Below are 13790 nucleotides of genomic sequence, written 5' to 3' on the forward strand. Positions count from 1 at the left end.
AGTCGGTGCGGTCCGGCTGTCCCCCGCCGTGCCCGCCTGAGTATTCTGTCTGACGGCCCGGATCCCAGACCCCGGGCGGAGAGAGCAGACCATGACCGCAGGGCCCGCGGGCGCCCCCGCAGCGACGGGAACCGCACACGCGAAGGCGATCCTCTTCGGTGAGCACTCCGTCGTGTACGGCTCACCGGCCGTCGCCATCCCGCTCACCGCCCTCAACGCCTCCGCGCACCTCTCCGCGGGCGCTGACGGGCTGCGCATCGACTGCGACCTCTACTCCGGCGACGCCGCGGACGCACCGGCCCGCCTCCTGCCCCTCGTCGCCGCCGTGAGCTCGGCCTGCGCCCGGACGGGAATCGATCCGCAGAGGATCGCCCTCCAGCTCACGAGCTCCATCCCCTATGAGCGGGGGCTGGGCTCCAGCGCGGCCGTGGCCGTCGCCGTCGCCCGCGGCATCGCAGCGCTCACGGGCACGGTCCTCGATGCGGACGCCGTCCACGCCGTCGCGATGGACGCCGAGCGGATCGCGCACGGACGCTCCAGCGGGCTCGACGGGCGGACGGTGGCCTCGGAGGCGCCCATCCGGTTCCAGAACGGCGTCGTCACCCCCGTCGAGGTCTCGGGCTCCTTCGAGTTCGTGCTCGCGGACTCCGGCCACGCCGGGTCCACCGCCGAGGCCGTGGGCTCGGTCCGCGCGGGCATGGAGGAGTCGCCCTCTCGCGTCGGCGGCCTGCTCGAGAGCCTGGGCCTGCTCGCCGAGGCCTCGCTCGCCCGCCTCGCGGCCGGCGACGTCGCAGGCCTGGGCGCACAGATGAGCGAGGCTCACACGTGCCTCGCAGAGCTGGGCGTGAGCGACGACTCGCTCGAACGCCTCGTGTCCGCGGCGACTGCGGGCGGTGCCGCCGGCGCGAAGCTCACGGGCGGCGGACGCGGCGGCTGCGTGCTCGCCCTGGCGCGCAGCGCCGCACATGCTGCGGACCTCGCGGAGACCCTGCGCGCGGCGGGCGCCGCACGCACCTGGCAGACGACGGTGGAGGCCGGATGACACACGCAGCCGCACGGGCGCACCCCAACATCGCCCTCGTGAAGTACTGGGGCAAACGCGATGAGGCGGCGATGCTGCCGGCCGCGGGCAGCATGTCGATGACGCTGGACGCGTTCGCGACCACCACCTCGGTGCACCTCGACGCCTCTGCCGAATCCGACTCGTTCGTGCTGAACGGCGCCGAGGACACCGGAGGGGCCTTCGCCCGCACCTCGCGCTTCCTCGATCTCGTGCGCACGCTCGCCGGCGACGACCGCCGCGCCCGCGTCGTCTCGCACAACGAGGCGCCCACCGCCGCCGGGCTCGCCTCCTCGGCCTCCGGATTCGCCGCCCTCGCACTGGCCGCCTCCGCCGCGTACGGCCTCGACCTCGACGAGCGTGCGCTCAGCCGGCTGGCCCGCCGGGGCTCGGGCTCGGCGACCCGCTCGGTGATCCCCGGCTATGCCGTGTGGCACGCGGGCGACGATGACGCCTCCTCCTATGCCGAGCGGATCGAGGCCCCGGACCTGCGGCTCGTGATCGTGACGGTGGACGCCGGGCCCAAGGCGGTGTCCAGCCGCGAGGCGATGCGGCTCACGGCCGAGACCTCGCCCTTCTATCCCGCCTGGGTGTCCTCGACGGAGGAGAGCCTGGCGGAGATGACCGCGGCCTGCAGGGCAGGGGACGTGACCCGGATCGGCGAGATCACGGAATCGCACGCCCTCCGCATGCACGCCGTCATCGCCTCCTCCCTCCCGCCCGTGCGCTACCTGGCTCCGCGCAGCATCGCGGTCTTCGATGCCGCTCTCGCCCTGCGCGAGGCCGGCGTCACCGCCTGGGCCACGGCGGATGCCGGCCCCAATGTGTGCCTCCTCACCACCCCGGCCGAGGCCGAGACGGTCGCCGCAGCCGTGTCCGGGCACGGTGCCGTGCGGATCGTCGGCCCCGGTCCGGGTGCGGCGCTGCTGCCGGAGGACCCCTTCGCAGGGCGCACTCGCGCCGGGGACGCGCTGCCGTGACCGCCCCTGACGTCCCCCTCGTGACCCACGCACCCGGCAAGCTCTACATCGCCGGTGAGTACGCCGTCGTGCAGCCCGGGCATCCGGCCCTCCTCGTCGCGGTGGACCGCGGCATCACCGTGACCCTCACCGAGGCCGCGGACGCCGGGCGCGTGCACTCGCGCCGCTGGGGTCCCGAGCCCGTGACCTGGGTGCGCTCCGGCGAGGCGGGGATCGTCACCGACCACGGCCCGCTCGACTACGTCATGAGCGCGATCGGCCTCATGGAGCGGCTGCGGTCCGAGCGCGGGATCGCGTCCCGGTACTTCGACCTCCTCATCGAGAGCGAGCTCGACGACGACTCCGGCCGCAAGTTCGGCCTCGGCTCCTCCGGTGCCGTGACGGTCGCCGTCGTCGAGGCCGTCGGCCTGTTCTGCGGGATGGACCTGAGTCCGCACGAGCGGTTCCGGCTGGCCCTGCTGGCGACCCTCGCGGTCTCTCCGCGGGCCTCGGGCGGGGACCTCGCCGCCAGCACCTTCGGCGGCTGGATCTGCTACACGGCGCCGGACCGCTCCGCGCTGCGGGCGCGCATGGCCGGGCGCACGGTCGAGGAGCTGCTCACCGCCCCGGAGTGGGCGGACTGCCGCATCGAGCGGCTGCCCGCACCGGCGGCCCTGCGGCTGCACGTGGGCTGGACCGGGACCCCGGCCTCCACCGAACAGCTCGTGGACCGCATCAGCTCCGGCACGGACGAGACGGACACCCGCTATGCGGACTTCCTCGCGCACTCGGCAGCGACCGTCGCGGATGTGCGCGCGGCCTGGGGCGGTGACCCCGACACCGTCATCGACGGCCTGAGGCGCTGCCGGCGGCTCTTGCAGGAGCTCGGGACGCTGCGCGGAACCCTCATCGAGACCGAGCAGCTGCGGCTCCTGTGCGATCTGGCCGAGGCCCACGGCGCGGCCGGCAAGCCCTCCGGAGCCGGCGGCGGGGACTGCGGGATCGTGCTCATGCGCGCGGCTGACGAGGCCTGCGGCCTGCTGCGGGCATGGGAGGACCACGGCATCCTGCCGCTGCGGCTGAGCGCCTCACCCGCCCTGCACAGCACCGCCCCACGCACCGCCGTCTCCGAGGAGGCCTCCCGTGAGCACTGAGCCGACCGCAGATGCTGAGCCGACCGCGGATGCCGCAGGCCGCAGCGGGCGCAAGGAGGACCATGTGCGCCTCGCCCGCGCGCAGTGGGCCGCGCCGCGCGGCGGCAACGAGTTCGACGACGTGGACTTCCTCCATCACGCGCTGCACGCCGTCCCGCAGGAATCGGTCGATCTCGCCGTGGACATGTTCGGACGCCGCGCGGGCTCGCCGTTCTACATCAACGGCATGACCGGCGGCACGGAGAGCACCGGCCGCCTCAACCGCGCGCTCGCGATCGCAGCACGGGAGACCGGTCTGGCCATGGCGTGCGGGTCGATGTCGATCGCGCTCGACGACGCCGCGGCCGCGCGCGCCTTCACCGTCATCCGCGAGGAGAACCCCACGGGGCTCGTGATGGCCAATCTGGGCGTGGGCCGCAGTGCCGAGGACGCGGTGCGGGTCGTGGAGATGCTGTCCGCCGACGCACTGCAGGTGCATGTGAATGCGGTGCAGGAGACCGTGATGCCGGAGGGCTCACCGGACTTCGCGGACTGGCTGCGCAGCATCGAGGCGATCGTGGCGGCCTCGCCGGTGCCCGTGCTCGTCAAGGAGGTGGGCTTCGGCCTCAGCCCCCGCACGCTGCGCACGCTCGCGGACATCGGGGTCGGCTGGGCGGACGTCTCCGGTCGCGGGGGCACGGACTTCCTCCGCATCGAGAACGACCGCCGCGCCGGCGGCGACTACGGCTATCTCACGGGTTTCGGGCAGTCGGCTCCGGCCTGCCTGCTCGACGCCGCCCGGGCCGCCCGCACCGGCGGCGGCACGCTGCCGGTGCTGTTCGCCTCGGGCGGGGTCCGCAATCCGCTCGACGTGCTCAGGGCGCTCGCGCTGGGCGCCCGGGCCGTGGGGGTCGCAGGCGCATTCCTCTCGCCCGTCGCCGAGGGAGGCGCCGACGTCCTCGTCGAGGTCATCCGCACATGGCAGGACCACACGCGCGATCTCGCGGCTCTGCTGGGCGCCCGGACCGCCGCGGAGCTCGCCTCCGCGGACGTGCTCATCCGCGGTGCGCTGCGCGAGCACTGCGAACTCCGCGGCATCGATGCCGGGTCCTACGGCAGGAGGAGCGAGGGCTGAGCTCGCCTCAGCCGATCCGCGGCCTCAGCCGATCCGCGGAAAGGGCTCGGTGGAGAAGATCACCTCGACCGGCACCTCGAAATGCGCGGCGATGCGGAGCGCGAGGTGGAGGCTGGGGCTGTACTCGCCCCGCTCCAGGTAGCCGATGGTCTGATAGTGCACACCCAGCGCATCCGCGAGCTCGCGCCGCGAGACCTTCCGCTCCGCCCGCAGCATCGCGATCCGGTTGTGCACCGTCTCGGCCACCCTCACACCCCCCAGGCCTGCTGGATGCTCTGCCTGCGTGCGGCCACGGCGGAGCCCGATTCGCGCCGGGCCATCCGGCTCAGCAGCCGAGGAGCGGCCGCCATCCCCGCGACCGCCCAGACGAGCAGCATCGCGAAGACCCAGCCGAGGCGCCAGCTGCCTCCCACCTCGACCGCGGCCATGGCGTCGGGCAGCAGCGAGGCGCGCATGCCGAGCCCGAACCAGTAGAGCGGGAACACCTGTGCGATCCACTGGAGCCAGACCGGCAGGGCCACGAGCGGGTAGAAGATGCCGGAGACGGAGATGAGTCCCATGACCGGCAGCATCACGAGCCCCATGTTCTTGGGGCTGTTGATCACGGCTCCCACGACGGCTCCGATGGCGAGCGTCGCCACGAGGCCGATGAGCAGCACGAGGGCGAACACCAGCCAGCGGCCGGGCGTGCCGAAGACCAGCCCGTCGAAGAGCAGGAGACCTGCGGCCAGCAGCACGATGACCGAGGCGATCGTCACGAGCGCATTCGCGACGATCTCGCCCACGAGGTAGCCGGTCGTCCCGCCGGGCACGGACTTCGCCCGCAGGAGCGCGCCGTTGGTCCTGTCCATCGCGAGGACGCCGGCGATGCCCAGGACGGCGCTGAAGAGCACGCTCATCGCGATGAGCCCGGGGAAGCTCATCACTCCCACGTCCACGACGGCGCCGTCGAAGTCGAGACGCCGCAGGAACACGAGGACGACGACGAAGAGCGCGATCGGCACGACCGTGCCGAGCACGTCCCCCGGCGTCGTCAGCTGGATCCGCGTCGAGACGAGACCGCGCCGCAGGCCCGCCCCGTATGCGTTCAGGATCGGGTTCACCCTCGGTTCCGCGCTCATCGCACTGCCTCCTGTCCCTCGTCGGTCTGCCTCATGTCCGTCTCCGCCGCGGTCTGACCCCGCAGCTCCTCACGGAGCTCTGCGGCGGCCACGGGCTCCCCCGCCTCGAACCGCTCCACGATGGAGAGGTAGGCGTCCTCGAGTGTGGCGCGCTGGATCTCGAGGTCCGTGATCTCTCCCGCGCCTCCGTCGCCGCCCGCGTCCTGCGCCGAGGCGAGCAGCCGCCGAACGAAGCCTGTGGCGTCCTCCGTCGCGTGCACGTGCGCCTGACCGTCCTGCTTCCAGCGGACCTCGGCAGTGGCCGAGGCGGCGAGGGTGAGCGCGTGGGGCGAGCCGTCCGCGATGATGCCGCCGCCGGCGAGCACCACGATCCTGTCCGCGAGCTTCTCCGCCTCCGCGAGATCGTGCGTCGTGAGGACGATCGTGGTGCCCTCGAGGTCGGTGAGGAGATGGATGAGCTCGTGGAACTCCCGGCGGGCGCGCGGGTCGAAGCCCGTGGTCGGCTCGTCGAGGAAGAGCACCTGCGGTCGGCCCACGATCCCCAGTGCCACGTCGAGCCTGCGCCGCTGCCCGCCGGACAGCGTCTGGATGCGCTGCCCGGCCTGTGCGCTCAGCCCCACCAGTTCGAGCAGCTCGTCCGGATCACGGGGCTCGACGTAGGGCCGGTAGAACCGGGCGATGTGGGCCAGCAGCTCCCGCGGTCTCCACTTGCCGTGGTCCCCGGAGTTCTGCAGGACCACCCCGAGGCGGGCACGCCAGGCCTCGCCGCCGTGTGCCGGATCCTCGCCGAGCACCGCCACCTCGCCCCCCGAGCGGGCGCGGAAGCCCTCCAGGATCTCGATGAGCGTGCTCTTGCCCGCGCCGTTGGGGCCGAGCACCGCGACGACCTCCTCCGCTCCGATCGTGAGGTCGAGCCCGTCGAGGACGCGCTTCTGGCCGTAGTGCATGCGCAGATCGGAGGCGCGGATCACCGTGCCACTCCCCTGATTCTCGTTCATCGCTCAATCCATCCGGGGTCGAATACGATATGTAGCAGTGATACTACATTCTATCCTGGTCCTGCGGAAGACCTAACGCAGATCTGCGGAGTAGGATCGGAGCCATGTCCATCAGACTCGAGAACGTCGGCATCGCCGTCGACGACATCGAAGCGGCGATCGCCTTCTTCACGGACCTCGGCCTCACGGTCCTCGGCCGCGACACCGTCAGCGGCGACTGGGCGGACACCGCGGTGGGCCTCGACGGCAATCACGCCCGGATCGCGCTGCTGCAGACTCCGGACGGGCACGGCCGCCTGGAGCTCTTCGAGTACATCCACCCCGAGGCCATCGGGACGGCGCCCACCCGCCCCCATGAGATCGGCATGCACCGGGTCGCATTCTCCGTCGACGACCTTGACGGCGCGCTGGCGATCGCCGCGCGGCACGGCTGCCATCCGCTGCGGGGTGTGGCGAACTACGAGGGGATCTATCGGCTCACGTACCTCCGCGGCCCCAGCGGCATCCTCGTCATGCTCGCCGAGGAGCTGAGGGCGGACGCCGAGCGCACCTGAAGCCCTCGCCTGGAACCGGCCGCTTCTGCGGCGCGTTTGCAGATTGACATGACTCAAAAGTGGCGAGAGCATGGGAGTCCCCGAGCGGAAGGACGACCATGACCACGTTCGACCCCCAGCAGCCCTCCACCACGGAATCGGGCGCACCTCGCGAATCCGACGCCCACTCCCTCAGCGTCGGCGCCGACGGCCCGCTCCTCCTCCACGACGTCGCGCTCGTGGAGAAGCTCGCCCGCTTCGACCGCGAGCGCGTCCCCGAGCGCAGTCCGCACGCCAAGGGCTCCGGCGCCTTCGGCGAGTTCGAGGTCCTCGAGGACGTCTCCGCCTACACGAAGGCCGATTTCCTCCAGCCCGGCAGGCGCACACCCATGCTCGCCCGCTTCTCCACCGTCGCCGGCGAGCTCGGCTCCCCCGACTCCTGGCGGGACGTCCGCGGCTTCGCGCTGAAGTTCTACACCGCCGAGGGCAACTTCGACATGGTGGGCAACAACACCCCCGTGTTCTTCGTCCGCGACCCCATGAAGTTCCCCGATTTCATCCATTCCCAGAAGCGCCTGCCCGATTCGGGCCTGCGCTCGCCGAACATGCAGTGGGACTTCTGGTCCCTCTCCCCGGAATCCGCCCACCAGGTCGCCTACCTCATGGGCGACCGCGGACTGCCGCGGACCTGGCGGCACATGAACGGCTACTCCTCCCACACCTACATGTGGATCAACGCCGCAGGCGAGCGGTTCTGGGTCCAGTACCACTTCCACACCGATCAGGGCGTGGAGAACATGACCAACGAGGAGGCCGCCAGGCTCGCCGGCGAGGATGCGGACATCCACCGCCGGGACCTCTTCGAGGCCATCGAGCGCGGAGATCTCCCCAGCTGGACGCTCTCGGTGCAGATCATGCCCTACGAGGAGGCCAAGGCCTACCGGTTCAACCCCTTCGATCTCACCAAGGTCTGGTCGAAGAAGGACTACCCCCTCCACCGGGTCGGCCGGTTCACCCTCAACCAGAACCCCGCCAATCACTTCGCCCAGATCGAGCAGGCCGCCTTCAGCCCTTCGAACACCGTCCCCGGGACGGGGGTGTCGCCGGACAAGATGCTCCTCGGGCGCGTGTTCTCCTACCCGGACGCACAGCGCAACCGGGTCGGGACGAACTTCAGCCAGCTGCCGGTCAACGCGCCCAGGTCCGCGGAGAACTCCTATGACAAGGAGGGGCAGATGCAGTACCACCACTCCGGTGCGGCACCCGTCTACGCGCCGAACTCCTACGGCCGCGCCTATCAGGACGCGCAGGGAGCGGTGGACAACGGCTGGGAGGCCGATGGCGCGCTCGTGCGCTCGGCCTATTCCCTCCACGCCGAGGACGACGACTTCGGCCAGGCCCACACCCTGGTCCGCGAGGTCTACTCCGAGGAGGAGCGGGACCGGCTGGTCGAGACCGTCTCCGGCATGCTCGCCCAGTGCGAGGAGCCGGTGCTGTCCAACTCGATCCGGTACTGGAAGAACATCGACGCCGAGGTCGGCGCGAGGATCGAGAAGCGGGTGGGTGAGCTCACCTGAGCTGAGCCCCGCACCGAGGGCCCGGAGGTCGCGGACCTCCGGGCCCTCGTCGCCTCCGGGCGGCGCGTCCCGCCCGGCTACGGAATGTGACAGCGCTCGCACGGGCGGAGGGGCGCCTGCGGCATCCTCGACAGTGCCGGGCGGCCGGTGCGCGCCTGCGAGCCGCGCAGCCCGTCCCGCACTCGAATCGCCCACCTGCGCCCCGCGGCGCGCCGACCGATCGGAGTTCCCCATGACCAACGAGCTGACCGCCCGCCTCGACGCCGGGCCTGTGATCGTCGCGGAGGGCTTCCTCTTCGAGCTCGAGCGCCGGGGCTACCTCACCGCCGGCGAGTTCGTGCCGGAGGTCGCCCTCGAGTTCCCCGAGGCGCTGCGGAACCTGCACCTGGACTTCCAGCGCGCGGGCTCGGACATCGTCGAGGCGTTCACGTACAACGGCCATCGCGAGAAGATGCGCGTGATCGGCAAGGAGGAGCTGCTGGAGCCGCTCAACCGCGCCGCGCTGCAGATCGCCCGCGAAGTGGCGGATGCGAAGCCCGGCAACCTCATGGCCGGCAACATCTCGAACTCCAACATCTGGGATCCCGCCAGCCCCGCCGCGCAGGCCGAGGTCCGGTCCATGTTCGAGGAGATGGTGGGCTGGGCCGCGGAGGAGGGCGCCGACCTCATCATCGGCGAGACCTTCTACTACGCGGAGGAGGCGCTCACGGCCCTCGACGTCGCACGGGCCACCGGACTGCCCGCCGTCATCACGCTCGCACCGATGGCCTTCGAGGAGATGGCCGACGGGCCGAGCGTCGTCGAGACCGCCCAGCGCCTCGAGCAGGCCGGTGCCGATGTCGTGGGGCTCAACTGCTTCCGCGGGCCGGCGACGATGCTCCCGCACCTGAGGGCGATCCGCGAGGCGGTCTCCTGTCATGTGGGCGCGCTGCCCATCCCCTACCGCACCACGCAGGACGAGCCCACGTTCTTCAACCTCAGCGATGCGGCCGCTGAGGTCCCCTCACCCCATGGCCGCACCTTCCCCACCGCGCTGGATCCGCTGCAGACCAACCGCTATGAGATCGGGGCGTTCGCCCGCGAGGCCCACGGCCTGGGCGTGAACTACCTGGGGGTGTGCTGCGGGGCGGCGCCCATGCACATCCGTCAGGTCGCCGAGGCGGTGGGTCTCGAGACCGAGGCCAGCCGCTTCTCGGAGAAGATGGAGAACCACTTCATGTACGGCAGCAACGAGCGTCTGCCAGAGCACATCGTGGGCCTCGGCGCCCGCGCCTGAGGCACAGCCGCATGCGCGCACGCGTGTATGCAGATACTGCACCCACCGGCGCCGCACAGCCACGAATGCACATACGCTGGTGATCGGCAGCCACCACCCGGGGAGGCAGGACGATGACCTCCGGTCACCCGCATCCGCACAGCACGGACGCACACACCGAGCACACGGGACACGAGGGCCATATGAGCCACGCCGGCCACGGCGATCATGCCGCGCAGTTCCGGCAGCTGTTCTGGATCATGCTCGCCCTCGCCGTGCCTGTGGTGGCCTTCAACTCCATGTTCGCCGGGCTCATCGGCTACGGACTGCCGGACCTCGCGTGGGTGCCCTGGGTCTCACCCGTCCTCGGGACCGTGATCTACGTGTGGGGCGGCAGACCCTTCCTCAGCGGCGGGCTGGCGGAGATCCGCGAGCGGAAGCCGGGGATGATGCTCCTCATCGCCCTTGCGATCACCGTCGCCCTCCTCTCCTCGTGGGGCGCCAGCCTGCACCTCCTCTCCCATGAGCTCGACTTCTGGTGGGAGCTCGCCCTGCTCGTCGTGATCATGCTCCTGGGGCACTGGCTGGAGATGCGCTCGCTCGCCCGGACCGGATCCGCGCTGGACTCCCTCGCCGCGCTTCTGCCGGACGAGGCCGAGCGCGTCGAGGGCGAGCACACCGTCACCGTCTCCCCGGAGGATCTCCGCGTCGGGGACGTGGTGATCGTGCGGCCCGGCGCCTCGGTGCCCGCGGACGGTCGCATCGTCGAGGGCTCCGCGAGCATGGACGAGTCGATGGTGACGGGCGAATCGCGCCCCGTGCGTCGCGCGGCCGGAGACGACGTGGTCGCGGGAACGGTCGCCACGGATTCGGGGCTGCGCGTCGAGATCACCGCGACCGGGGAGGAGACCGCGCTCGCCGGGATCCGGAAGCTCGTCGCCGAGGCCCAGGAGTCCTCCTCCCGCGCGCAGCGCATCGCGGACGCCGCCGCCGGCTGGCTGTTCTGGTTCGCCCTGGGCGCAGCGACGCTCACCGCGCTCGTGTGGAGCGTGCTCGGCATGCCGGACAGCGCGGTCGTCCGCACCATCACCGTCCTCGTCATCGCCTGCCCGCACGCCCTGGGCCTGGCCATCCCGCTCGTGGTCTCGATCGCCGCCGAGCGGGCCGCCCGGGCCGGGGTGCTCGTCAAGGACCGGCTCGCCCTCGAATCCATGCGCACCGTCGATGCGGTCCTCTTCGACAAGACCGGCACACTCACGAAGGGCGAGCCGACCGTCACCGGAGTGGAAGCGGCCGGAGGCCGCTCCGCGGACGAGGTGCTGGCCCTGGCCGCTGCCGCCGAGGCCGACAGCGAGCATCCGCTCGCACGAGCGATCGTGGGAGCGGCCCGGGACCGCGGCCTCATGCTCGCACCGGCCAGGGACTTCGCCTCCTCGCCGGCCGAGGGTGTGAGCGCGCGGGTCGACGGCGCCCTCATCGCGGTGGGCGGCCCGCACCTGCTGGACCGGCACGGCGGCGCGGAGCTCCCTGTCGCCGAGCAGTGGCGGGAGGAGGGCGCGATCATCCTCCATGTCCTCGCAGACGGCGAGGTGATCGGTGCGCTGCGCCTGGCAGATGAGGTCCGCCCCGAGTCCCGGGCCGCCGTGGACGCTCTCCACGCAGAGGGGAGCCAGGTGGTGATGATCACCGGCGATGCCGAAGCCGTGGCCCGGACCGTCGCAGGTCAGCTCGGGATCGACCGGGTGTTCGCCGGAGTGCGCCCCGAGGACAAGGCGGAGACCGTCGCAGCCCTCCAGCAGGAGGGGCGCAGGGTCGCGATGGTGGGCGACGGCGTCAACGACGCACCCGCGCTGGCGCAGGCGGACGTGGGCATCGCGATCGGTGCGGGCACAGACGTCGCGATCGGCTCCGCCGGCGTCATCCTCGCGTCTTCGGACCCCCGCGCCGTGCTCTCGGTGTTCGCGCTCTCCCGCGCGACGTTCCGCAAGATGAAGCAGAACCTGTGGTGGGCGGCCGGCTACAACCTCGTCTCGGTGCCGCTGGCCGCCGGGGTGCTCGCCCCCATCGGCTTCGTCCTGCCCATGAGCGTCGGCGCGATCCTCATGTCCGCCTCGACCGTGGTGGTCGCTCTGAATGCGCAGCTGCTGCGCCGCCTGGACCTCGCACCGGAGGCGCTCGCGCTCCCTCGGCACGGAAGCAGACCATGAGCGCACTGTCACCGCGCCTCAGCGCGATCGTCGAGGCGCTCCCGCTGCGCAGCGGGATGCGGGTGCTGGAGATCGGCGGCGGCCCCGGAGCTGCGGCACGCGCCGTCGCCGCCCGGATCGGGGACGGGCACGTCCTCATGATCGACCGCTCCGCCAGGAGCATCGCCCTCGCGGAGCGGAATGCGGCTGCCGAGATCGCGGCCGGCCGCATGAGCGTCCGGCAGAGCGCGGTCGAGGACTTCGCACTCGCGGCGGGTGAAGAGCCCTTCGATCTGGCGTTCGCCGTCCGGGTCGGCGCATTCGACGGCCGCCACCCGGAGGCCGGTCGGCGCGCCCTGCGGCGGATCGCGGACGCGCTCACGCCGGAGGGCCGGCTATTCATCGACGGCGGGACTCCCCTGCGCGTGCTGAGCCTCCCCCGGCCTCGCGGCTCAGAGCGCCCGTGAGGCGTGCGAGGGCCTCATCCACGGTCGCCCGCGGGCAGCCCAGGTTCACGCGCATGCACCCGTAACCCTCCGCGCCGAACTTGGGGCCGCGGTCGAACCACAGCCGCGCCTGCGTGAGCATGAAGTCGTCGAGGGCCTCGGCGCCGGCCTCATCGGTGCCGAAGCCGAGACCGGTGCAGTCCATCCATGCGAGGTACAGCGCATCGGCGGGCAGGACGTGCAGGCCTGCTCCCAGGCCTGCCACCCCCTCCGCGAAGCGGGCGTGATTGCCCCGGAGATGATCGAGCAGGTCCGTCAGCCACGGTTCCCCATGCGTGTATGCGGCCTCGGCCGCGACCATGCCCAGGCCATTCAGGAGGGGGAATGTGTTCCGCTCATACGTGCGCGCCACGGCTGCGCGCAGACGCGCGTCCGGGACGAGCATCACAGCGGTCTGCAGCCCGGCGAGGTTGAAGGTCTTGCTGGGAGCGACACAGGTGACGCTGTTCTGCGCGAACTCCGCACCGAGTGAGGCGAAGGGAACGTGTCTGCACTCAGGATTGAGCACGAGGTCCTGGTGGACCTCGTCGGAGACGACGAGCACCCCGTGCCTGGCGCAGATCTCGCCCATCGTCCGCAGCTCGTCCTCGGTCCACACGTTCCCGGTGGGGTTGTGCGGATTGCTGAGGATGAACACCGTGGTGTCCGGCCGGATCGCGGCCTCGAAGACAGAAGGGTCGAAGCGGTAGCGGTCGCCCTCGCGCACCAGGGGCGCATAGGCGAGGCGGCGGCCGTTCATCAGCATGTCCTCGTGGAAGTGCCCGTAGACCGGGGGCTGGATGAGGACGCTGTCGCCGGGCCGGCTGACCGTCTGCACGACGGTCTTGAGCCCCGTGATGATCCCGGCCGAGGGCAGCACCCAGTCGCGTTCGACCTCCCAGCCGAAGCGGCGCGCCTGCCAGGAGACCACCGCGTCGAGGAAGCCCGCGGACAGGCCCGCCGGATAGCCGAACACGCCGAACTCCACGGCCTCCTGCAGGGCGTCGACGACCGGCTGCGGAGCGCGGAAGTCCATGTCCGCGACCCACATGGGCAGGGGGTCCGCGGCGGTCTGCTCCGGGCTCAGCTGCTCGGGTCCGCCGTCCCACTTCATCGAATTGGTGCCCCTGCGCTCGATGACGGGATCGAAAGCGCTCGTGAGGCCGGCGGTCGCAGCGGAGGAGGATCTGTGCACGGTGTCTCCCGTCCTGGGGCGGAGCGGCCCCACGGGGCCGCAGGTGTGATGGTCACCCAGGCTAGCCCACCCGCCCGCGGACCGCGGGGCCGTTCAGCACCCGGATCCCGCCCTGCTATAAGGTGCTATAAATCTCCATCCACGCTATACGTG

The 13790-nt window shown here is 71.6% G+C and carries 13 protein-coding genes; 9 read left to right on the top strand and 4 right to left on the bottom strand.

Annotated features, from left to right (window positions below):
- Positions 1–91 precede the first annotated feature (91 nt).
- From mvk to fni, 4 genes are read left to right on the top strand one after another with little or no spacing between them, the layout of a single operon-like run.
- Positions 92–1042, top strand: coding sequence for a mevalonate kinase (mvk, locus tag K318_RS0104350; RefSeq protein WP_029088583.1), 951 nt, complete (start codon positions 92–94; stop codon positions 1040–1042).
- Complete coding sequence (gene mvaD / locus K318_RS19340) at positions 1039–2040, top strand: diphosphomevalonate decarboxylase (protein ID WP_051297548.1); 1002 nt, start codon at positions 1039–1041, stop codon at positions 2038–2040. Before mvk ends, mvaD begins: the two co-directional genes overlap by 4 nt.
- Positions 2037–3173, top strand: coding sequence for a phosphomevalonate kinase (locus K318_RS0104360; protein WP_051297549.1), 1137 nt, complete (start codon positions 2037–2039; stop codon positions 3171–3173). The genes mvaD and K318_RS0104360 overlap by 4 nt, the downstream gene beginning before the upstream one ends.
- Complete coding sequence (gene fni, locus K318_RS0104365; protein WP_029088585.1) at positions 3163–4287, top strand: type 2 isopentenyl-diphosphate Delta-isomerase; 1125 nt, start codon at positions 3163–3165, stop codon at positions 4285–4287. Before K318_RS0104360 ends, fni begins: the two co-directional genes overlap by 11 nt.
- A 24-nt stretch (positions 4288–4311) precedes the next feature.
- On the opposite strand, the gene K318_RS0104370 is transcribed toward fni, so the two are convergent.
- Genes K318_RS0104370 through K318_RS19345 form a run of 3 tightly spaced genes read right to left on the bottom strand, consistent with a single transcriptional unit; the run spans position 4312 to position 6406 of the window.
- Entirely contained in the window at positions 4312–4533 is a 222-nt protein-coding gene (locus K318_RS0104370) for a helix-turn-helix transcriptional regulator (protein WP_029088586.1), read from the bottom strand.
- 2 nt (positions 4534–4535) lie between these two features.
- Positions 4536–5408, bottom strand: a complete 873-nt coding sequence (locus tag K318_RS0104375; protein WP_156913789.1) for an ABC transporter permease — start codon at positions 5406–5408, stop codon at positions 4536–4538.
- Complete coding sequence (locus K318_RS19345) at positions 5405–6406, bottom strand: ABC transporter ATP-binding protein (protein WP_051297550.1); 1002 nt, start codon at positions 6404–6406, stop codon at positions 5405–5407. The genes K318_RS0104375 and K318_RS19345 overlap by 4 nt, the downstream gene beginning before the upstream one ends.
- 104 nt (positions 6407–6510) lie before the next feature.
- Between K318_RS19345 and K318_RS0104385 the strand changes: the two genes are divergently transcribed.
- The 5 genes from K318_RS0104385 to K318_RS0104405 all read left to right on the top strand — a co-directional run bounded on the left by K318_RS0104385 (position 6511) and on the right by K318_RS0104405 (position 12424).
- Positions 6511–6960: a VOC family protein gene (locus K318_RS0104385; protein ID WP_029088588.1), complete on the top strand. Its 450-nt coding sequence runs from the start codon at positions 6511–6513 to the stop codon at positions 6958–6960.
- 98 nt (positions 6961–7058) lie between these two features.
- Positions 7059–8516: a catalase gene (locus K318_RS0104390; RefSeq protein WP_029088589.1), complete on the top strand. Its 1458-nt coding sequence runs from the start codon at positions 7059–7061 to the stop codon at positions 8514–8516.
- 232 nt (positions 8517–8748) lie between these two features.
- Positions 8749–9792, top strand: a complete 1044-nt coding sequence (locus tag K318_RS0104395) for a homocysteine S-methyltransferase family protein (RefSeq protein ID WP_029088590.1) — start codon at positions 8749–8751, stop codon at positions 9790–9792.
- A gap of 113 nt (positions 9793–9905) precedes the next feature.
- Positions 9906–11978, top strand: a complete 2073-nt coding sequence (locus K318_RS19350) for a heavy metal translocating P-type ATPase (protein WP_051297551.1) — start codon at positions 9906–9908, stop codon at positions 11976–11978.
- A complete protein-coding gene (locus K318_RS0104405; protein ID WP_029088591.1) occupies positions 11975–12424 on the top strand; it encodes an SAM-dependent methyltransferase in 450 nt (149 codons plus the stop codon). The genes K318_RS19350 and K318_RS0104405 overlap by 4 nt, the downstream gene beginning before the upstream one ends.
- Here the strand turns inward: K318_RS0104405 and K318_RS19355 are convergent.
- The gene (locus K318_RS19355; RefSeq protein WP_211233290.1) at positions 12357–13637 is read right to left on the bottom strand and encodes a MalY/PatB family protein; all 1281 of its coding nucleotides are present in this window, start codon (positions 13635–13637) and stop codon (positions 12357–12359) included. The genes K318_RS0104405 and K318_RS19355 overlap by 68 nt on opposite strands.
- Positions 13638–13790 lie beyond the last annotated feature (153 nt).

This window comes from Brevibacterium album DSM 18261, assembly GCF_000426445.1.
In the GTDB taxonomy this organism is placed as follows: domain Bacteria; phylum Actinomycetota; class Actinomycetes; order Actinomycetales; family Brevibacteriaceae; genus Brevibacterium; species Brevibacterium album.

Bases quoted from the DNA above. Each gene is read 5' to 3' on its own strand.
- mvk (WP_029088583.1), top strand. From the start codon at position 92: ATGACCGCAGGGCCCGCGGGCGCCCCCGCAGCGACGGGAACCGCACAC.
- mvaD (WP_051297548.1), top strand. From the start codon at position 1,039: ATGACACACGCAGCCGCACGGGCGCACCCCAACATCGCCCTCGTGAAG.
- K318_RS0104375 (WP_156913789.1), bottom strand. From the start codon at position 5,408: ATGAGCGCGGAACCGAGGGTGAACCCGATCCTGAACGCATACGGGGCG.
- K318_RS19345 (WP_051297550.1), bottom strand. From the start codon at position 6,406: ATGAACGAGAATCAGGGGAGTGGCACGGTGATCCGCGCCTCCGATCTG.
- K318_RS0104385 (WP_029088588.1), top strand. From the start codon at position 6,511: ATGTCCATCAGACTCGAGAACGTCGGCATCGCCGTCGACGACATCGAA.
- K318_RS0104390 (WP_029088589.1), top strand. From the start codon at position 7,059: ATGACCACGTTCGACCCCCAGCAGCCCTCCACCACGGAATCGGGCGCA.
- K318_RS0104395 (WP_029088590.1), top strand. From the start codon at position 8,749: ATGACCAACGAGCTGACCGCCCGCCTCGACGCCGGGCCTGTGATCGTC.
- K318_RS19350 (WP_051297551.1), top strand. From the start codon at position 9,906: ATGACCTCCGGTCACCCGCATCCGCACAGCACGGACGCACACACCGAG.
- K318_RS0104405 (WP_029088591.1), top strand. From the start codon at position 11,975: ATGAGCGCACTGTCACCGCGCCTCAGCGCGATCGTCGAGGCGCTCCCG.